Source organism: Streptomyces cinerochromogenes (assembly GCF_014648635.1).
Taxonomy (GTDB): Bacteria; Actinomycetota; Actinomycetes; order Streptomycetales; family Streptomycetaceae; genus Streptomyces; species Streptomyces cinerochromogenes.
This window is the reverse complement of record NZ_BMRM01000006.1, coordinates 225,398-244,179: the sequence shown is the minus strand read 5'-3', so window position 1 is coordinate 244,179 and position 18,782 is coordinate 225,398. Positions and strand designations below refer to the sequence as shown.

Annotated in this window: 24 protein-coding genes; 4 read left to right on the top strand and 20 right to left on the bottom strand. The window is 69.0% G+C overall.

Features of this window, described 5'->3' with window-relative positions; all coding sequences use genetic code 11:
* Positions 1-17: 17 nt before the first annotated feature.
* Positions 18-389 carry a holo-ACP synthase gene (locus IEZ20_RS14340; RefSeq protein ID WP_189298205.1) on the bottom strand — a complete coding sequence of 124 codons (372 nt, stop codon included), beginning with the start codon at positions 387-389 and terminating at the stop codon, positions 18-20.
* A gap of 73 nt (positions 390-462) precedes the next feature.
* Between IEZ20_RS14340 and IEZ20_RS14335 the strand changes: the two genes are divergently transcribed.
* A complete protein-coding gene (locus IEZ20_RS14335) occupies positions 463-1,245 on the top strand; it encodes an SDR family NAD(P)-dependent oxidoreductase (RefSeq protein WP_189298203.1) in 783 nt (260 codons plus the stop codon).
* A gap of 15 nt (positions 1,246-1,260) precedes the next feature.
* Here IEZ20_RS14335 and glmS read toward each other — a convergent pair whose 3' ends face one another.
* Positions 1,261-3,108 carry a glutamine--fructose-6-phosphate transaminase (isomerizing) gene (gene glmS, locus IEZ20_RS14330; RefSeq protein WP_189298201.1) on the bottom strand — a complete coding sequence of 616 codons (1,848 nt, stop codon included), beginning with the start codon at positions 3,106-3,108 and terminating at the stop codon, positions 1,261-1,263.
* A 183-nt stretch (positions 3,109-3,291) separates the two neighbouring features.
* On the opposite strand from glmS, the gene coaA reads away from it, so the two are divergent.
* Both coaA and IEZ20_RS14320 read left to right on the top strand, forming a co-directional pair.
* Entirely contained in the window at positions 3,292-4,260 is a 969-nt protein-coding gene (gene coaA / locus IEZ20_RS14325) for a type I pantothenate kinase (RefSeq protein WP_189298542.1), read from the top strand.
* Positions 4,261-4,282: 22 nt separating this feature from the next.
* Positions 4,283-5,215: a DUF389 domain-containing protein gene (locus IEZ20_RS14320; RefSeq protein ID WP_189298199.1), complete on the top strand. Its 933-nt coding sequence runs from the start codon at positions 4,283-4,285 to the stop codon at positions 5,213-5,215.
* A gap of 55 nt (positions 5,216-5,270) precedes the next feature.
* Here IEZ20_RS14320 and glmM read toward each other — a convergent pair whose 3' ends face one another.
* From glmM to rplM, 3 genes are all read right to left on the bottom strand, one after another.
* Positions 5,271-6,629 carry a phosphoglucosamine mutase gene (gene glmM, locus IEZ20_RS14315; RefSeq protein WP_189298197.1) on the bottom strand — a complete coding sequence of 453 codons (1,359 nt, stop codon included), beginning with the start codon at positions 6,627-6,629 and terminating at the stop codon, positions 5,271-5,273.
* A 179-nt stretch (positions 6,630-6,808) separates the two neighbouring features.
* Positions 6,809-7,321 (bottom strand): 30S ribosomal protein S9, encoded by a 513-nt coding sequence (gene rpsI, locus IEZ20_RS14310; RefSeq protein WP_103812805.1) that lies wholly within the window; start codon positions 7,319-7,321, stop codon positions 6,809-6,811.
* Positions 7,322-7,363: 42 nt separating this feature from the next.
* Positions 7,364-7,807: a 50S ribosomal protein L13 gene (gene rplM / locus IEZ20_RS14305; RefSeq protein WP_030345455.1), complete on the bottom strand. Its 444-nt coding sequence runs from the start codon at positions 7,805-7,807 to the stop codon at positions 7,364-7,366.
* A gap of 268 nt (positions 7,808-8,075) precedes the next feature.
* Between rplM and IEZ20_RS14300 the strand changes: the two genes are divergently transcribed.
* The gene (locus IEZ20_RS14300) at positions 8,076-8,951 is read left to right on the top strand and encodes a hypothetical protein (RefSeq protein WP_189298195.1); all 876 of its coding nucleotides are present in this window, start codon (positions 8,076-8,078) and stop codon (positions 8,949-8,951) included.
* 11 nt (positions 8,952-8,962) lie between these two features.
* Here the strand turns inward: IEZ20_RS14300 and truA are convergent, their stop codons facing one another.
* From truA to rplF, 15 genes are all read right to left on the bottom strand, one after another.
* The gene (truA, locus tag IEZ20_RS14295; RefSeq protein ID WP_189298192.1) at positions 8,963-9,826 is read right to left on the bottom strand and encodes a tRNA pseudouridine(38-40) synthase TruA; all 864 of its coding nucleotides are present in this window, start codon (positions 9,824-9,826) and stop codon (positions 8,963-8,965) included.
* 90 nt (positions 9,827-9,916) lie between these two features.
* Positions 9,917-10,411, bottom strand: a complete 495-nt coding sequence (gene rplQ / locus IEZ20_RS14290) for a 50S ribosomal protein L17 (RefSeq protein WP_189298190.1) — start codon at positions 10,409-10,411, stop codon at positions 9,917-9,919.
* A 172-nt stretch (positions 10,412-10,583) separates the two neighbouring features.
* The gene (locus IEZ20_RS14285) at positions 10,584-11,606 is read right to left on the bottom strand and encodes a DNA-directed RNA polymerase subunit alpha (RefSeq protein ID WP_003966937.1); all 1,023 of its coding nucleotides are present in this window, start codon (positions 11,604-11,606) and stop codon (positions 10,584-10,586) included.
* 145 nt (positions 11,607-11,751) lie between these two features.
* Complete coding sequence (rpsK, locus tag IEZ20_RS14280) at positions 11,752-12,156, bottom strand: 30S ribosomal protein S11 (protein ID WP_003956432.1); 405 nt, start codon at positions 12,154-12,156, stop codon at positions 11,752-11,754.
* 65 nt (positions 12,157-12,221) lie between these two features.
* On the bottom strand, positions 12,222-12,602 hold the full coding sequence (rpsM, locus tag IEZ20_RS14275; protein ID WP_030641206.1) for a 30S ribosomal protein S13: 381 nt from the start codon (positions 12,600-12,602) through the stop codon (positions 12,222-12,224).
* Positions 12,603-12,795: 193 nt separating this feature from the next.
* Positions 12,796-12,909, bottom strand: a complete 114-nt coding sequence (gene rpmJ, locus IEZ20_RS14270; protein WP_003998809.1) for a 50S ribosomal protein L36 — start codon at positions 12,907-12,909, stop codon at positions 12,796-12,798.
* Between the two features lie 60 nt (positions 12,910-12,969).
* Positions 12,970-13,191, bottom strand: coding sequence for a translation initiation factor IF-1 (infA, locus tag IEZ20_RS14265; protein ID WP_003948620.1), 222 nt, complete (start codon positions 13,189-13,191; stop codon positions 12,970-12,972).
* A 259-nt stretch (positions 13,192-13,450) separates the two neighbouring features.
* Positions 13,451-14,287, bottom strand: coding sequence for a type I methionyl aminopeptidase (gene map, locus IEZ20_RS14260; RefSeq protein ID WP_189298189.1), 837 nt, complete (start codon positions 14,285-14,287; stop codon positions 13,451-13,453).
* Positions 14,288-14,386: 99 nt separating this feature from the next.
* Positions 14,387-15,049 carry an adenylate kinase gene (locus IEZ20_RS14255; RefSeq protein ID WP_189298187.1) on the bottom strand — a complete coding sequence of 221 codons (663 nt, stop codon included), beginning with the start codon at positions 15,047-15,049 and terminating at the stop codon, positions 14,387-14,389.
* A complete protein-coding gene (gene secY, locus IEZ20_RS14250; RefSeq protein WP_189298185.1) occupies positions 15,049-16,362 on the bottom strand; it encodes a preprotein translocase subunit SecY in 1,314 nt (437 codons plus the stop codon). Before secY ends, IEZ20_RS14255 begins: the two co-directional genes overlap by 1 nt.
* A gap of 189 nt (positions 16,363-16,551) precedes the next feature.
* Complete coding sequence (gene rplO / locus IEZ20_RS14245; protein ID WP_095748086.1) at positions 16,552-17,007, bottom strand: 50S ribosomal protein L15; 456 nt, start codon at positions 17,005-17,007, stop codon at positions 16,552-16,554.
* Between the two features lie 2 nt (positions 17,008-17,009).
* Positions 17,010-17,192 carry a 50S ribosomal protein L30 gene (rpmD, locus tag IEZ20_RS14240; protein ID WP_003998814.1) on the bottom strand — a complete coding sequence of 61 codons (183 nt, stop codon included), beginning with the start codon at positions 17,190-17,192 and terminating at the stop codon, positions 17,010-17,012.
* Positions 17,193-17,194: 2 nt separating this feature from the next.
* The gene (gene rpsE, locus IEZ20_RS14235; protein WP_019753099.1) at positions 17,195-17,800 is read right to left on the bottom strand and encodes a 30S ribosomal protein S5; all 606 of its coding nucleotides are present in this window, start codon (positions 17,798-17,800) and stop codon (positions 17,195-17,197) included.
* Between the two features lie 36 nt (positions 17,801-17,836).
* Positions 17,837-18,220, bottom strand: a complete 384-nt coding sequence (gene rplR / locus IEZ20_RS14230) for a 50S ribosomal protein L18 (RefSeq protein WP_189298183.1) — start codon at positions 18,218-18,220, stop codon at positions 17,837-17,839.
* A gap of 3 nt (positions 18,221-18,223) precedes the next feature.
* Entirely contained in the window at positions 18,224-18,763 is a 540-nt protein-coding gene (rplF, locus tag IEZ20_RS14225; protein WP_189298181.1) for a 50S ribosomal protein L6, read from the bottom strand.
* Positions 18,764-18,782 lie beyond the last annotated feature (19 nt).

Here is an 18,782-nt window from a genome sequence, read left to right as displayed (position 1 = left end):
CCGCCGATCCGGTCCGGTCAGCCCTCGGCGACCACGACGGCCGAGGCGACGCCCGCGTCGTGACTGAGCGACACGTGCCAGGACCGCACGCCCAGCTCCGCGGCCTTCGCGGCCACGGTCCCCTTCACCCGCAGCCGCGGCTGCCCGCTGTCCTCCACGTACACCTCGGCATCGGTCCACTGCAGCCCCGGCGGCGCGCCCAGCGCCTTCGCCAGCGCCTCCTTGGCGGCGAACCGGGCCGCGAGCGAGGCGATACCGCGTCGCTCGCCGCTGGGCAGCAGCAGCTCCCGCTCCACGAACAACCGGTCGGCCAGCCCCGGTGTCCGCTCCAGGGACGCCCGGAACCGGTCGATCTCGGCGACGTCGATGCCCACCCCGATGATGCTCATGCCGAGCACCCTACGACCCCGACCGCGGACACGGGCCGAACCGGGCGGCGGGGGCGCGTTCTAGGCTTCCAGCATGAACTCGTCACACGCCTATCTCTCCGGCCTCTTCTCCCTGGACGGCCGGGTCGCCCTGGTGACCGGCGGCAGTTCCGGTATCGGACGGGCCGTCACGGGGGCGCTCGCGCGGGCCGGGGCACGGGTGGTGGTCGTGGCCCGGCGGCAGCGGGAACTGGCGGCCACCGTCGAGGAGTTGACGAGCGCCGGCTGCCGGGCGGCCTGGGTCAGCGGTGACCTGGGGTCGCGGGACGGGGTGCGCGCGGCGGCCGAGGAGGCCGCGGCCGTCTTCGGCGAGCCCGACATCCTCGTCAACTCCGCCGGGATCAACCTCCGGCCGCCGATGGCCGAGACGGACGAGGACGTGTGGGACACCACCATGGCGGTGAACCTGGAGGCGCCCTTCCTGCTGGGCCGTCGGTTCGGCCCCGGCATGGCCGAGCGGGGCTTCGGGCGGATCATCCACATCACCTCCCAGCAGGCCCACCGCGCCTTCGTGCAGAGCGGTGCCTACGGCGTCTCCAAGGGGGCGCTGGAGTCCCTGGCCCGCTCCCAGGCCGAGGCCTGGTCACCGTACGGGGTCACCGTCAACACCCTCGTGCCGGGCTTCGTGATGACCCCGCTGAACCAGCGGCTGTCCTCCGACCCGGAGAGGGTGGCCGCCCTGGCCGCCCGCACGATGACCGGCCGCAACGGCCTCGCCGAGGACTTCGAGGGCGCGGCCGTCTTCCTGGCGAGCCGCGCCTCCGCGTACGTCACGGGCCAGTCGATCTTCGTGGACGGCGGCTTCTCGGTGCACTGACCGAGCCCCGCCCCCTCACTCCACCGTGACCGACTTGGCGAGGTTGCGCGGCTGATCCACCTCGTTGCCCCTGGCGGTGGCCAGCTCGCACGCGAAGACCTGCAACGGCACCGTGGCCACCAGCGGCTGGAGCAGGGTCGGCGTGGCCGGGATGCGGATCAGGTGGTCGGCGTACGGGACCACCGCCTCGTCGCCCTCCTCCGCGATCACGATGGTGCGCGCGCCCCGCGCCCGGATCTCCTGGATGTTGGAGACGATCTTGTCGTGGATGACCGACCGGCCGCGCGGCGACGGTACGACCACGACCACCGGCACGTCCTCCTCGATCAGCGCGATCGGGCCGTGCTTCAGCTCGCCCGCGGCGAAGCCCTCGGCGTGCATGTACGCCAGTTCCTTCAGCTTGAGCGCGCCCTCCAGGGCCACCGGGTAGCCCACGTGCCGGCCGAGGAACAGCACCGTGTTCTTCGCGGCGAGGGTGCGCGCCAGCGCCCGTACCGGCTCCATGGTCTGAAGGACCCGCTCGACCTCCTCGGAGATCCGGGACAGGTCCTTGATCACGGCCTGGATCTCGTCGCCCCACTTGGTGCCGCGCACCTGCCCCAGGTACAGCGCGACCAGGTAGCAGGCGACCAGCTGGGTGAGGAACGCCTTGGTGGAGGCGACCGCGACCTCCGGGCCGGCGTGCGTGTACAGCACCGCGTCCGACTCGCGGGGGATCGTCGAGCCGTTGGTGTTGCAGATCGCCAGCACCTTGGAGCCCTGCTCGCGGGCGTGCCGGAGCGCCATCAGGGTGTCCATGGTCTCGCCGGACTGGGAGATGGCGATCACCAGCGACCGCCCGTCCAGGATCGGGTCCCGGTAGCGGAACTCGCTGGCCAGCTCCACCTCGCAGGGGATCCGTGTCCAGTGCTCGATGGCGTACTTGGCGATCAGGCCGGCGTGGAAGGCCGTACCGCAGGCGACGATGACGACCTTGTCGATCTCGCGCAGCTCGGAGGGGCTGATCCGCACCTCGTCCAGGGTGAGCGAGCCGGACGGGTCGATCCGGCCGAGCAGGGTGTCGGCGACCGCCTTGGGCTGTTCGGCGATCTCCTTGAGCATGAAGTAGTCGTAGCCGCCCTTCTCGGCGGCGGAGGCGTCCCAGTCCACGTGGTAGGAGCGGACCTCGGCCGGGCGGCCGTCGAAGCCCGTCACCGTGACGCCGTCCCGGCGCAGCTCCACCACCTGGTCCTGGCCCAGCTCGATCGCGGATCGGGTGTGGGCGATGAACGCGGCGACGTCGGAGGCCAGGAACGCCTCGCCCTCGCCGACGCCCACCACCAGCGGCGAGTTGCGGCGGGCGCCGACCACCACGTCCGGCTCGTCGGCGTGCACCGCGACCAGCGTGAAGGCGCCCTCCAGCCGCCGGCACACCAGCCGCATGGCCGCCGCGAGGTCGGCGCAGGAGGAGTACTCCTCGGCCAGCAGATGGGCGACGACCTCGGTGTCCGTCTCGGAGTTCAGCTCGTGGCCGCGCTCGGCCAGTTCCGCGCGCAGCACCGCGAAGTTCTCGATGATGCCGTTGTGGACCACCGCGACCCGGCCCGCGTTGTCCAGGTGCGGGTGCGCGTTGGCGTCCGTGGGGCCGCCGTGGGTGGCCCAGCGGGTGTGCCCAATGCCGGTCGAGCCGGTCGGCAGCGGCCGGTCGACCAGCTCCTTCTCCAGGTTGACCAGCTTCCCCGCTCGCTTCGCGGCGGCCAGCCCGCCGTCCGCCGGCACGGCGACGCCCGCCGAGTCGTACCCCCGGTACTCCAGCCGTTTCAGTCCGGCCATCACGACATCGAGCGCCGACTGTGACCCCACGTATCCCACGATTCCGCACATGAGCGGCAGCCTACGGGCCGATCGTGATCGGAAACGGCCTCCGCCTGCCCGAATTCGGAAATTCCCACCGTCGTACGCAGCCCTCCGGCCGCGATTGGCCGCGCCGGTCCGGCGTGACGGACCCCACCCGCCGCGCCGTTCAAACTCCGTTAACAATGGACTGTGATCTCACCGGTCTCCTCGATGCCCCGGAGCGCCCACCGGCACAGGCCGGAGGCGACTCCCTACGTCGATCTCACCCGCGCCGAGTGGAGCGCGCTGCGCGACAAGACACCGCTGCCGCTCACCGCCGAGGAGGTGGAGAAGCTCCGCGGTCTGGGTGACGTCATCGACCTGGACGAGGTGCGGGACATCTACCTCCCGCTCTCCCGGCTCCTCAACCTCTACGTCGGCGCCACCGACGGCCTCAGAGGCGCGCTGAACACCTTCCTCGGGGAGCAGGGCTCCCAGTCCGGCACCCCGTTCGTGATAGGCGTCGCCGGCTCGGTGGCCTGCGGCAAGTCCACCGTCTCCCGTCTCCTGCAGGCCCTGCTCTCCCGCTGGCCCGAGCACCCGCGCGTGGAGCTGGTCACGACGGACGGCTTCCTGCTGCCCACCCGGGAGCTGCAGGCGCGCGGCCTGATGTCGCGGAAAGGTTTCCCCGAGTCCTACGACCGCCGGGCCCTCACCCGTTTCGTCGCCGACATCAAGGCGGGCAAGGACGAGGTGACGGCCCCCGTCTACTCCCACCTCATCTACGACATCGTCCCGGACCAGCGGCTCACCGTGCGCCGCCCGGACATCCTGATCGTGGAGGGCCTGAACGTCCTCCAGCCCGCGCTGCCCGGCAAGGACGGCCGCACCCGGGTCGGTCTCGCCGACTACTTCGACTTCAGCGTCTACGTCGACGCCAGCGCCGAGGACATCGAGAGCTGGTACCTCAACCGCTTCAAGAAGCTGCGCCAGACCGCCTTCCAGAACCCGTCCTCGTACTTCCGCAAGTACACCCAGGTCTCCGAGGAGGAGGCCCTGGACTACGCCCGCACGCTCTGGCGGACCATCAACAAGCCCAACCTGGTGGAGAACATCGCCCCGACCCGCGGCCGGGCCACCCTCGTCCTGCGCAAGGGCCCGGACCACAAGGTGCAGCGCCTCAGGCTGCGCAAGCTGTAGCCGCCCCTGTTAGATGGGCGCCATGCTGCACCTGCGCCTGATCAGTCCCGCCGAGCGGACCGACGAGGTGGTCCGGCTGATCGAGAACACGGTCGGTACCGCCCACCTCGTCGTCCTCCCCGGCGCCGCCCGCGATCCCGCCGGGGACCTCGTCCTGTGCGACGTCGCCCGGGAGGCGGGCGACGAACTCATCAACGGTCTGCGCCGGCTGGGCCTGGACGAGACCGGTGCGATCGCCGTCGACGACATCGGCCTCTCGCTGTCCCGGCGGGCCGACGAGGCCGAGGCGGAGGCGCCGGGCGAGGGCGCGGACGCGGTCCTGTGGGAGGGCCTGACCGAGGCCACCCACGAGGAGTCGACGCTGTCCGTCACCTACGTCGCCTTCATCACCCTGGCCACGACGATCGCGGCCTGCGGTGTGGTGCTCGACAACGCCGTCCTGATCGTGGGCGCGATGGCGGTCGGCCCGGAGTTCGGCCCCCTGGCCGGTATCTGCACGGCCCTGGTCCGACGCCGCCCGAGCCTGGCCTGGCGCTCACTGATCGCCCTGCTGGTGGGCTTCGCGGTGGCGATGGCGGTGACGGTCGGCTTCACCCTGTTCATGGACACCATCGGGCTGTTCCACCGCTCGGACCTGGAGGGCGAACGCCCCAACACGGCCTTCGTGTACGCGCCCGACGCCTTCTCGCTCATCGTGGCCGTCCTGGCCGGCGTCGCCGGCACCCTGTCCCTGACCTCCGCCAAGTCGGGTGCCCTGGTGGGCGTCGCGATCTCGGTCACCACGGTCCCGGCCGCCGCCAACGCGGCGGCGGCTCTGGCCTATGGCGACACGGGCCAGACCCTGGGCTCGTCCGTCCAGCTCCTGGTGAACCTGGGAGGGATCGTCCTGGCGGGAACGCTGACGCTCCTGGCCCAGAAGCGCTTGTGGGCCAAACACACGGGACGCCCCGCGTAGGCCCGACTCAGCCGCGGCCCCACTCAGCCGCGGCCCGACTCAGCCGAGGGCCTACTCAGCCGAGGGCCGACTTCACCGCGTCGGCGAGCCGTCCCGCCACCGACCGGGCCTGGTCGATGTCCGCGGCCTCGACCATGACCCGGACCAGCGGCTCGGTCCCGGAGGGCCGCAGCAGCACCCGCCCGGTCGCCCCCAGCTCCCGCTCCGCCTCGGCGACGGCGGTGGCGAGGTCGGCGGACGTCTTCACCCGCGACTTGTCCACGTCCGGCACGTTGATCAGCACCTGCGGCAGCCGCTCCATCACCGAGGCCAGCTCCCGGAGCGTACGGCCGGTCTCCGCGACCCGCGCCGCCAGCAGCAGCCCGGTCAGCGTGCCGTCACCGGTGGTCGCGTGGTCGAGGATGATGACGTGCCCGGACTGCTCGCCGCCGAGGGCGTAGCCGTGCTCCTTCATCTCCTCCAGCACGTACCGGTCGCCGACGGCGGTCTGCACGAGCCGGATGCCCGCGCGCTCCATGGCCAGCTTGAACCCGAGGTTGGACATCACGGTCGCGACGACGGTGTCGGAGCGCAGTGCGGAACGCTCCCGCATCGCCAGCGCGAGCACGGAGAGGATCTGGTCGCCGTCGACCTCCTCGCCGGTGTGGTCCACGGCCAGGCAGCGGTCGGCGTCGCCGTCGTGGGCGATGCCGAGGTCCGCGCCGTGCTCGACGACCGCGGCCTTCAGCTTGTCCAGGTGGGTCGAGCCGCAGCCGTCGTTGATGTTGAGGCCGTCCGGCTCCGCGCCGATCGTGACGACCTGGGCACCGGCCCGGGCGAACGCCTCCGGCGAGACCCCCGAGGCCGCGCCGTGCGCTTCGTCCAGGACGATCTTCAGCCCGTCGAGCCGGTTCGGCAGCACCGACAGGAGGTGCGCGACGTACGTCTCGAAGCCCTCGTCGTACGACCGCACACGTCCGACCCCGGCGCCCGTCGGCCGCTCCCACGGCTCGCCGTGCCGGTGCGCGTCGTAGACCGCCTCGATCCTGTCCTCCAGCTCGTCGGCGAGCTTGTGGCCGCCGCGGGCGAAGAACTTGATGCCGTTGTCCGGCATGGCGTTGTGGCTGGCGGAGAGCATCACACCGAGGTCGGCGCCGAGCGCGCCGGTCAGGTGTGCCACCGCCGGCGTCGGCAGCACACCGACACACAGGACGTCCACGCCCGCGCTCGCGAGGCCCGCGACCACCGCCGCCTCCAGGAACTCCCCGGACGCCCGCGGGTCACGTCCGACCACCGCTTTCGGCTTGTGCCCCTCGAAGGTGCCCGCCTCGGCCAGCACGTGCGCCGCGGCGACGGAGAGGCCGAGCGCCATCTCGGCCGTGAGATCCGCGTTGGCGACACCGCGCACGCCGTCCGTGCCGAAGAGTCGTCCCACTTGTCCTCCTGAGGAAGCGTCCTTGCTGCCGGGAATGATGGCAGACGCCATGCGATCCGATCACACAAGCCTCTGAGCGTCTTGTGTCGTTATACGCCCTTGGCGGGGATAAACGAACGCCCCGACGGCACATGTGGCGTGCCGCCGGGGCGTTCGGAGTACGAGCAGGCAGCTGCTGGTTAGCGCTTGCTGTACTGCGGGGCCTTGCGGGCCTTCTTCAGACCGGCCTTCTTGCGCTCGACCGCACGGTCGTCGCGCTTGAGGAAGCCGGCCTTCTTCAGCGGGCCGCGGTTGTTGTCGACGTCGGCCTCGTTCAGCGCACGGGCCACACCGAGACGGAGGGCACCGGCCTGACCGGAGACACCACCACCCGCGATGCGGGCGATGACGTCGTAACGACCCTCAAGCTCCAGGACCTTGAACGGCTCGTTGACTTCCTGCTGGTGCACCTTGTTGGGGAAGTAGTCCTCAAGGGTGCGACCGTTGATCTTCCACTTGCCGGTGCCCGGAACGATCCGGACGCGGGCGATGGCGTTCTTGCGACGGCCCAGGCCGGCGGCCGGCTGGGGCTCGCCGAAGCGCGAGGCGAGGGACTCGGAGGTGTACTCACCCTCCACCGGAACCTCGGACTCGGTGGTGTAGCTGTCGATGTCAAGCTCTTCGAGCGGCTGCTCGGCAGTGGTCTCGGCCACGATTCTCCTCAGATTCTGTTCAGTCTTAGGGGGTGGCCGGACTTACTGCGCGACCTGGGTGATCTCGAACGGCACCGGCTGCTGGGCAGCGTGCGGGTGCTGGTCACCCTTGTAGACCTTCAGCTTCGAGAGCATCTGACGGCCCAGCGTGTTCTTGGGGAGCATGCCCTTGACGGCCTTCTCGATGGCCTTCTCGGGGTTCTTGTCGAGCAGCTCGTCGTAGCGGACGGAGCGCAGACCACCCGGGTAGCCGGAGTGGCGGTACGCCATCTTCTGGGTCCGCTTGTTGCCGGACAGGTGCACCTTGTCGGCGTTGATGATGATGACGAAGTCACCAGCGTCGACGTGCGGCGCGTAGATCGGCTTGTGCTTGCCCCGCAGGAGGGTCGCAGCAGTGGTGGCGAGACGGCCCAGGACAACGTCCTGAGCGTCGATGACGTGCCACTGGCGCGTCACATCGCCGGGCTTGGGGCTGTACGTACGCACGGTTCGTAGCCTTCGCTTCGAGTGAATGGTCCTAAACAAGGTCACCGAAACGATCACGACAGCCTTGACCCACGGCGGCGACGCATACCGCGTGCGTGGGGTCGCTGGTCATCGGCCCGGTGGACCGGTGTAAGGGCCCGTCCCGTGAGAATGAGCAAGCCAATACACAACGAAGAAGTAGGTTACCGGGCGGCCCCCGGGTGGGTCAAAACGGGGCGGGCCGCCGGGCGGGCCCCGCATCACCAGGCCCCCGTCTAAGATGCGCCCCATGAGTTACGGGCAGGGGGGACCCCAGTCTCAGTGGGATCCCTGGAAACCGCATTCCCAGCAGCCGTGGAACAGCGGAGCCGACGACGGGAGCCCGGACTGGGCCGCGCTCGCCGAGGCCTCCGAGACACGGAACAAGCGCCGCAAGCTGCTGTTCATAGCCGGCGGCGCCCTCGCCACGGTCGCGATAGGCACGGCGGTCGCCATGGCCGTCGTCTCCGCGAACGGAGGCGATCCGGAGGCCGGCCCGAGCAATCTGCCCGCCAGCGCCTCCATCCCCGGCTCCGGCACCGCCACGCCGTCCTTCGCGCCCACCAGCGCACCACCGCCGCTGGACCCGAAGGACTTCATCTCCAGCGCCAAGAAGGACACCGCGCCGCTCAGCCCCGCCACCCTGTTCCCGGGCACGCGGCTGACCATGGACGGCACGGTGTACGAGAAGGGCCCGACGGCCGACACCGAGAGCTGCGCCACCGTCGCCGGCGGCACCCTGCCGAAGATCCTCACCGCCAACGGCTGCACCCGCCTGATGCGGGTCACCTACACCAACGGCGACGTCGCGGCCACCGTCGGTGTCGCCGTCTTCGACACCGCGGCGCAGGCCACGAAGGCCAAGGCCCAGACCGACGACCGCAGCATCGTGCGCTCGCTGTTCGGCAAGGGCGTCAAGCCGTTCTGCGACGGCGCTTTCTGCCGCTCGACGCGGAACTCCTACGGCCGCTACGCCTACTTCACGATCTCCGGCTTCACCAGCGGCAAGAACGTCACCAACAAGGACACCAAGGTCTTCCGCACCGGCAACGACCTGGCCCAGTTCACCGCGAACCAGATCCACCGCCGCGGCCAGGCCCAGGCCTCGGCCGCGGCGGAGCAGTAGCCAAGCGGTAGCTAACAGGTCGCGCAGCCGGCGGCGCGGGGAAGCGAGCGCTTGTTGCGCGCCTCCTTGTTCCGCGCCGCGAGCAGTTCGTCGGCCGGGTAACCGACCTCCTCCAGGGTCAGCCCGTGCGGTCGTACGACATGCACGGCGGAGTCCCGCACGCCCGCGGCCAGCACCTTCCCGGGCCAGTCCGGCCCGCGGTGCCCGTCGCCGACGAACAGCAGCGCGCCGATCAGCGAGCGCACCATGTTGTGGCAGAAGGCGTCGGCCCGCACGGTCGCGGTGATGATCCCGTCGTCACCGCGGACCAGGCTCAGCTCCTGGAGGGTGCGGATCGTGGTCGCCCCCTCCCGCTTCTTGCAGTAGGCCGCGAAGTCGTGCTCGCCGAGCAGCGCCCGGGCGGCCTCGTTCATCGCGTCCACGTCGAGCGGCCAGTCGTGCCACAGGACGTGACCCCGCAGCAGCGGGTCCACCCCGCCCGGGTTGTCGGTGACCCGGTACGCGTACCGCCGCCAGACCGCCGAGAACCGGGCGTTGAATCCGCTCGGCGCCTCCCGCAGCGCCCACACCCGGACGTCCCTCGGCAGCCGGCCGGCGAGCCGCTTGAGCAGCTTCTCGTGGTGCTCGCGCCACACGCTCTCCGGCAGGTCGACGTGCGCCACCTGCCCCCGGGCGTGCACCCCGGCGTCGGTGCGGCCGGCGACCGTCAGCTCGTACGTCTCCCGCGACCGCGTCACCGTCCGCAGGGCGTCCTCGATCTCCCCCTGCACGGTCCGCTTCCCGCCGGCCTGCTTGGCCCAGCCGTGGAAGGCGGTGCCGTCATAGGAGAGGTCGAGCCGGAGCCGGACGTGACCGGGCTGTACTTCGTCACTCACGTGGGAATCCTCTCAGGGCCGCGCCCCGTGAAAAACGGGAAAGCGGGCCCGCCCCGAAGGGCGGACCCGCTTCCCGCGTCAGGCGGAGCCTCAGGCGTCCTTCGACTCCTCGGCAGCGGCCTCCTCGGCCGGGGCCTCGGTGGTCTCGGCAGCCTTGGCCTCGTCGGCCTCCTTGACCGCACGCTTGGTGGCGGCCTCGGCCTCACCCACGGCGTTCTGCTGCACCGTCAGCGCCTCGACCAGCTCGATGACGGCCATGGGCGCGTTGTCGCCACGGCGGTTACCGATCTTGGTGATGCGGGTGTAGCCACCGGGACGGTTCTCGTAGCGCGGGCCGATCTCGGTGAAGAGCGTGTGGACGATGCTCTTGTCCGTGATGACCTGGAGCACCTGACGGCGGTTGTGAAGGTCGCCCTTCTTCGCCTTGGTGATCAGACGCTCGGCGTACGGGCGCAGGCGGCGGGCCTTCGCCTCGGTGGTGGTGATGCGGCCGTGCTCGAAGAGGCTCTTCGCCAGGTTCGCGAGGAGCAGCTTCTCGTGCGCGGCACTGCCGCCCAGACGGGCACCCTTGGTGGGCTTCGGCATGGTTCTTCTCCTGTGTGTCTGCCCCGGCCGTATCAGGTACCGGAGTCAGTATCCGAGCGAGCGGTTGCCCGTCGGAGATCCAGGCCCCCGAAGGGGCCTGGAAGGGGCGCGGGGAACTGCGCGACCGGCCACGACCGGTCCGCAGACGCAGTACGGCCTCCCCGCGGAGCACTCAGTACTGCTCGGTCTCCACGAAACCGGCGTCAGCATCGTCATCGGCACCGAACGCGTCCGCGGCGGCGGTCGGGTCGAATCCGGGCGGGCTGTCCTTGAGGGCCAGGCCCATGCCGGCCAGCTTCGCCTTGACCTCGTCGATGGACTTCGCACCGAAGTTGCGGATGTCCAGCAGGTCGGCCTCGGAGCGCGCGACCAGTTCACCCACGGAGTGGATGCCCTCACGCTTGAGGCAGTTGTAGGAGCGGACGGTGAGTTCCAGCTCCTCGATCGGCAGCGCGAGGTCGGCGGCCAGGGCGGCGTCCGTCGGGGACGGGCCCATGTCGATGCCCTCGGCGTCGATGTTCAGCTCGCGGGCGAGACCGAACAGCTCGACCAGCGTCTTGCCCGCGGAGGCCATGGCGTCACGCGGACGCATCGCCTGCTTGGTCTCGACGTCGACGATCAGCTTGTCGAAGTCGGTGCGCTGCTCGACACGCGTGGCCTCGACCTTGTACGTGACCTTCAGAACCGGCGAGTAGATCGAGTCGACCGGGATACGCCCGATCTCCTGGCCCACCTGCTTGTTCTGCACGGCGGAGACGTAACCGCGACCGCGCTCGACGGTCAGCTCCATCTCCAGCTTGCCCTTGCCGTTGAGCGTGGCGAGGACGAGGTCGGGGTTGTGCACCTCGACACCGGCCGGGGGCGCGATGTCGGCGGCGGTGACCAGACCCGGGCCCTGCTTGCGCAGGTACATCACGACCGGCTCGTCGTGCTCCGAGGAGACGACCAGCTGCTTGATGTTGAGGATCAGGTCGGTGACGTCCTCCTTGACGCCCGGCACGGTGGTGAACTCGTGCAGCACGCCGTCGATCCGGATGCTGGTGACAGCAGCGCCGGGGATCGAGGAGAGGAGGGTACGGCGGAGGGAGTTGCCGAGGGTGTAGCCGAAGCCCGGCTCCAGCGGCTCGATCACGAACCGGGAGCGGAACTCGTCGACGACCTCTTCGGTCAACGAGGGACGCTGAGCGATCAGCATGGGTGGATCAGATCCTTCTTTCGTGGACGCCCGCTATTTGACGTCCGACGGAAACCGCGCCCGGGAAAAGCGCGGGTACTGCAAGGGTACGGGCGGTACGGCCCGAAAGAGCCGTACCGCCCGCACCCAGCGACCTTGGGAGGCGTCAGACGCGACGACGCTTCGGCGGGCGGCAGCCGTTGTGCGGGGTCGGGGTGACGTCCTGGATGGAGCCGACCTCGAGGCCCGTGGCCTGCAGGGAGCGGATCGCGGTCTCACGACCGGAGCCCGGGCCCTTGACGAACACGTCGACCTTGCGCATGCCGTGCTCCTGGGCGCGGCGGGCAGCCGACTCGGCGGCCATCTGCGCGGCGAACGGCGTGGACTTCCGGGAGCCCTTGAAGCCGACGTGGCCGGCGGAGGCCCAGGAGATCACGTTGCCGGACGGGTCCGTGATCGAGACGATCGTGTTGTTGAACGTGCTCTTGATGTGCGCGTGGCCGTGAGCGACGTTCTTCTTTTCCTTGCGGCGCACCTTCTTGGCAGCGCCCTGACGACCCTTGGGGGGCATCTACTAACTCCTATGGAGGTGGTCGGTCCTACAGCGAAGACCGTGGACAGGGTGTCCGCTGCGGACTACTTCTTGCCCGGCTTCTTCTTGCCGGCGATGGCGCGACGCGGGCCCTTGCGGGTGCGGGCGTTGGTGCTGGTGCGCTGACCGCGGACGGGCAGACCGCGACGGTGACGGAGACCCTGGTAGGTACCGATCTCGACCTTGCGGCGGATGTCGGCCTGGATCTCGCGACGGAGGTCACCCTCGGTCTTGATGTTGTTGTCGACGTACTCGCGGATCGCGACCAGCTGCTCTTCGGTCAGGTCACGGACGCGGGTGTTCGGGTCGACGCCGGTCGCAGCCAGCGTCTCCTTCGAGAGGGTCCGGCCGATGCCGAACACGTAGGTGAGGGCGATCTCCACGCGCTTGTCGCGCGGGATGTCGACACCGGAAACGCGTGCCATTCAATGGCTCCTGGTGAATCTTCGGAGGTCTTCCACAAAGCCGGCTCCCGGCCGCCGTACTAGGTACGAACCGGGTCCCCGGCCTCCGAACCGGGGGTGTCGAGCTGGATGGCTCGGGCTCTGCGTATGAACATATTCAGCTCGCGTCGCGCGAAAACTCTGCGATAGAGATGCAGAGGGTGATGGTCGTGCGTCAGCCCTGGCGCTGCTTGTGGCGCGGGTTCTCGCAGATGACCATGACCCGGCCGTGACGGCGGATCACCCTGCACTTGTCGCAGATCTTCTTGACGCTCGGCTTGACCTTCATGGGGTGAGGTTCTCCGGGTCAGTGCCATCGCACCGGGCGGGCCCGGGGCGCGGGCAAGATCTACTTGTACCGGTAGACGATCCGGCCACGCGTCAGGTCGTAAGGAGACAGCTCCACCACGACCCGGTCGTCAGGGAGGATGCGGATGTAGTGCATACGCATCTTGCCGCTGATGTGTGCCAGGACCTGGTGGCCGTTCTGGAGCTCGACCTTGAACATGGCGTTCGGCAGAGACTCGACGACAGTGCCCTCGATCTCGATGGCACCTTGCTTCTTGGCCACGCTTCGCCCTTCGAATCGACTACCTTGATCGACTCTGCCGTGCACCGTTCGTGAGCATGCAGGCATGCGGGTGCACAAGAGCCGACGAGTCAGTCTACGTCGGCGCACCCGGAAAGGCGAATCGAGAGAGTCTGCCCTACGCCGGTGATCCTTATGCGCCCCGGGGTGGCGGCGGCAGCGGGCAGTCGTGCGGGGAGGGCGAGCCGCGTCCGCGGCCGCGCGCACGGTGATCATCCCCGCACGGAAGGCGGGGACGCGGTCAGGCCAGCGGGTCCGGCGCCGCCGTGATGCCGTACTCGGCGAGCTTCGCCTTGCCGCCGTCGGGAGCGGTGAGCACCAGGGGCCCCTGCTCGGTCAGCGCCACCGAGTGCTCCCAGTGGGAGGACCAGGTGCCGTCGGTCGTGATGACCGTCCAGTCGTCGGAGAGGACCTCGGTCCTCGGCGTGCCCAGGGAGACCATCGGCTCGATCGCGAGGCAGAAGCCCGGGACCAGCTTGGGGCCCTTGCCGCGGCGGCGGTCGACGTAGTTCAGCAGGTGGGGGTCCATGTGCATCTCGGTGCCGATGCCGTGGCCGCCGTAGTCCTCGATGATGCCGTAGCGACCGCCGCCGGGCTTGGGCTGGCGGCGGATGTACGTCTCGATCGCCCGGGAGACGTCGACCAGGCGGTTGCCCTGCCTCATGGCCGCGATGCCGGCCCACATCGACTCCTCCGTCACCCGGGACAGCTCGATCAGCTCCGGGGAGTGACCGGAGCCGACGAAGGCCGTGTAGGCGGCGTCGCCGTGCCAGCCGTCGACGACCGCGCCGCAGTCGATGGAGATGACGTCACCGTCCTTGAGGACGACGTCGTCGGAGGGGATGCCGTGCACGACCACGTCGTTCACGGAGGTGCAGATGGTGGCCGGAAAGCCGCCGTAGCCCAGGAAGTTCGACTTCGCACCGTGCTCGGCGAGGACCTTGCGGGCCACCTCGTCCAGGTCCTTCGTGGTGGCGCCCGGCACCGCGGCCTCTCGCGTCGCCGCGTGGATGGCGGCTACGACCAGGCCCGCCGCCCGCATCTTCGCGATCTGCTCGGGGGTCTTGATCTGCACCATGGGGGCCTGCGCTCTCCGTCACTCACGTCGACTGGGTGTACCTGTACAACAGTACGGCCGCGGCGCCCGGCAGGGCACCGCGGCCGGAGGGCCTGGGAGCTACTTCCCGGCCTTCTCGCGCTTGAGAGCCTCCAGCGCCCGCTCGGTGATCTCGGCCACCGGGCCCAGGGCGGAGATCGTCACGACCAGGCCCTGCGCCTTGTAGTAGTCGATGATCGGCTCGGTCTGCGTGTGGTAGACCTCCAGCCGCGTGCGGACGGTCTCCTCGCGGTCGTCGTCGCGCTGGTACAGCTCGCCGCCGCAGACGTCGCACACGCCCTCCTGCTTCGGCGCGTTGTACGACACGTGGAAGACGTGGGAGGAGTCGTTGCGGCAGATGCGCCGGCCGGCGATCCGCTTGACGACCTCGTCCTCCGGGACCTCCAGGTCCAGGACGGCGTCCAGCGCGATGCCCTCGTCCTGCAGCAGCTGGTCCAGCGCCTGGGCCTGGGAGACGTTCCGCGGGAAGCCGTCCAGCAGGAAGCCGTTCTCCGCGTCGGGCTGCTCCATGCGGTCCTTGGCCATCGCGATCGTCACCTCGTCCGGGACGAGGTTGCCGGCGTCCATGTAGGACTTCGCGAGCTTGCCCAGCTCGGTCTGCTGGCTGATGTTGGCCCGGAACAGGTCGCCCGTGGAGATGTGCGGAATGGCCAGCTTCTCTGCGAGCCGGACGGCTTGCGTTCCCTTACCGGCACCCGGCGGCCCGACGAGGACGATACGCATCAGCGGAGGAACCCTTCGTAATTGCGCTGCTGGAGCTGGCTCTCGATCTGCTTCACCGTCTCAAGGCCGACACCCACGATGATGAGGATGCTGGTCCCGCCGAAGGGGAAGTTCTGGCTTGCCCCAAAGCCCACCAACGCCATTGTCGGTACGAGAGCGATCAGACCCAGATACAGCGAACCCGGCCAGGTGATCCGGTTGAGCACGTAGCTCAGGTACTCAGCGGTCGGTCGGCCAGCCCGGATGCCCGGGATGAAGCCACCATACTTCTTCATGTTGTCGGCCACTTCCTCGGGGTTGAAGGAGATGGCTACGTAGAAGAACGCGAAGAACACGATGAGCAAGAAGTACGAAACGATGTAAATCGGGTGGTCGCCCTTGGTGAGGTTCTGCTCGATCCAGGTCTTCCAGCCCGACTTGCCCCCCGCGAACTGCGCGATCAGCGCCGGGATGTAGAGCAGCGAGGAGGCGAAGATGACGGGAATCACACCCGCCTGGTTCACCTTGAGCGGGATGTACGTGGACGTACCGCCGTAGGACCGGCGCCCGATCATGCGCTTCGCGTACTGCACCGGGATGCGCCGCTGGGCCTGCTCGACGAAGACGACGAGCGCGACCATGACCAGGCCCACCGCGATGACGGTGCCGAACTCGATCCAGCCGCCGGCCAGCGTGCCCTGCTTCTTGATGGCCCACAGCGCGGACGGGAAGGTCGCGGCGATCGAGATGAACATCAGGATCGACATGCCGTTGCCGATGCCGCGGTCGGTGACCAGCTCACCGAGCCACATGACGACGGCCGTACCGGCGGTCATGCAGATGACCATGGTGATCGTGGTGAAGATCGCCTGGTCCGGGACGATGCTCGTGGCGACCGAGCAGCCGTTGAAGAGGGCGCCGCTGCGGGCGGTGGCGACCAGGCCGGTGCCCTGCAGGATGGCGAGCGCCACGGTGAGGTAGCGGGTGTACTGCGTGATCTTCGCCGTGCCGGCCTGGCCCTCCTTCTTCAGGGCTTCCAGGCGCGGGATGACCACGGTCAGCAGCTGAAGGATGATGCTGGCCGTGATGTACGGCATGATGCCGAGCGCGAAGACCGTGATCTGCAGCAGCGCACCACCGCTGAACATGTTCACGAGGCCGAACAGGCCCTGGTTGGCCCCCGCCTCGTTCACACAGGTCTGGACTGCCTTGTAGTTCACGCCGGGGATCGGGATGTGGGTACCGACCCGGTAGACCACGATGATGCCCAGCGTGAAGAGCAGCTTCTTGCGCAGGTCGGGCGTCCTGAACGCCCGGGCGAACGCGGTGAGCACGGTGCCTCCTGCGACCCCCGCGCAACTGCGTCAAGGGTGACGGTCTGAGGTTCGACGAATACGAAAAAGAACAGTGCAGGCCACCTTACCGGCGACACTGCCCCCCTAGGAACGACCAACCGGGGATACCTCATTGTGAGGTATCCCCGGTCGGGATCGTTTACGTCATCGACGCGTCGCCTGAAGGACTCAGACGAGCTCGGTGACCGTACCGCCGGCGGCGGTGATCTTCTCCTTGGCGGAGCCGGAGACGGCGTCGACCGTCACCTGCAGCGCCACGGAGATCTCGCCCTGGCCGAGGACCTTGACGAGGCTGTTCTTGCGAACGGCACCCTTGGCCACCAGCGACTCGACGGTGACCTCGCCACCCTCCGGGTAGAGCGCGGCCAGCTTGTCGAGGTTCACGACCTGGTACTCGGTCTTGAACGGGTTCTTGAAGCCCTTCAGCTTCGGGAGGCGCATGTGCAGCGGCATCTGGCCGCCCTCGAAGCGCTCCGGAACCTGGTAGCGGGCCTTGGTGCCCTTGGTACCACGACCGGCCGTCTTACCCTTCGACGCCTCACCACGACCCACACGGGTCTTGGCGGTCTTGGCGCCCGGGGCGGGACGGAGGTTGTGGATCTTGAGCGGGTTCTGCTCCGCCATGATCAGTCGACCTCCTCGACCGTCACGAGGTGGCGGACGGTGTGCACCATTCCGCGGAACTCGGGGCGGTCCTCCTTGACGACCACGGTGTTGATCCCCTTGAGACCAAGCGACCGCAGGGTGTCACGGTGGTTCTGCTTGCTGCCGATGTAGGACTTGACCTGCGTGATCTTGAGCTGCGCCATGATTACGCACCCGCCCCGGCACGCGCACGCAGCAGAGCCGCGGGAGCGACGTCCTCGAGGGGCAGACCACGGCGGGCCGCGATCTCCTCGGGACGCTGCAGGCCCTTCAGGGCCTCCACGGTCGCGTGCACGATGTTGATCGCGTTGTCGGAGCCGAGCGACTTCGACAGCACGTCGTGGATGCCGGCGCACTCGAGCACGGCACGCACCGGACCACCGGCGATAACACCGGTACCCGGGGACGCGGGCTTGAGCAGCACGACGCCGGCGGCCTTCTCACCCTGGATGGGGTGGGGGATGGTGCCCTGGATCCGGGGGACCTTGAAGAAGTGCTTCTTGGCCTCCTCAACACCCTTGGCGATGGCGGCCGGCACCTCCTTGGCCTTGCCGTAACCGACACCCACGGTGCCGTCACCGTCGCCCACCACGACCAGCGCGGTGAAGCTGAAGCGACGACCACCCTTCACAACCTTGGCGACGCGGTTGATCGCGACGACGCGCTCAACGTACGCGGTCTTCTCGGCGGCAGCAGCGCCGCCGTCACGGCCCTTCCGGTCCCGCCGCTCGCCGCCACCGGCACCGCTTCCGCGGCGCTGGGGTCCAGCCATTGGATTACCTCTCTCTTTCCGCTAGCTACAAGCGGCTCAGAACTTGAGCCCGGCTTCGCGGGCGGCGTCCGCCAGGGCGGCGATGCGCCCGGCGTACTGGTTGCCACCACGGTCGAACACGACGGCCTCGACACCGGCGGCCTTGGCACGCTCGGCGACCAGGGCGCCGACCTGCTTGGCCTGCGCGGACTTGTCGCCCTCGCCACCGCGGATCGACGCGTCCAGGGTGGACGCCGACGCCAGGGTGTGGCCCTTCAGGTCGTCGATCACCTGCGCCACGATGTGGCGGTTGGAGCGGGTCACGACCAGACGGGGGCGCTCCGACGTACCGGAGATCCGCTTGCGGATCCGGATGTGACGGCGCTTGATCGCGGCGCGCTTGTAGGCGTCGCCCTTGAGGATCTTCTGCCCGTATGCCATGGCTTACTTACCCGCCTTTCCGACCTTGCGGCGGATGACTTCGCCCTCGTACTTGACGCCCTTGGCCTTGTACGGGTCAGGCTTGCGCAGCTTGCGGATGTTGGCCGCAACCTCGCCGACCTTCTGCTTGTCGATGCCCTCGACCGAGAAACGGGTCGGGGTCTCCACCTTGAAGGTGATGCCCTCGGGGGCCTCGACCAGGATCGGGTGGCTGTAACCGAGAGCGAACTCCAGGTTGGAACCCTTGGCGGTCACTCGGTAACCGACACCGCTGATCTCGAGCTTCTTCACGTAACCCTGGGTCACGCCGGTGATCATGTTCGCCACCAGCGTGCGGGAGAGGCCGTGCAGGGCCTTGCTCTGACGCTCGTCGTTCGGGCGCAGCACCTGGAGGGTGCCGTCCTCGCCCTTAGCGATGTCGATCGGAGCCGCAATGGTGTGGGTCAGTTCGCCCTTGGGGCCCTTGACCTGCACCGTACGGCCGTCGATGGTGACGTCCACGCCGGCGGGAACCGCGATGGGGAGCTTGCCGATGCGCGACATAGCTGTTTCCTCCGTTCCC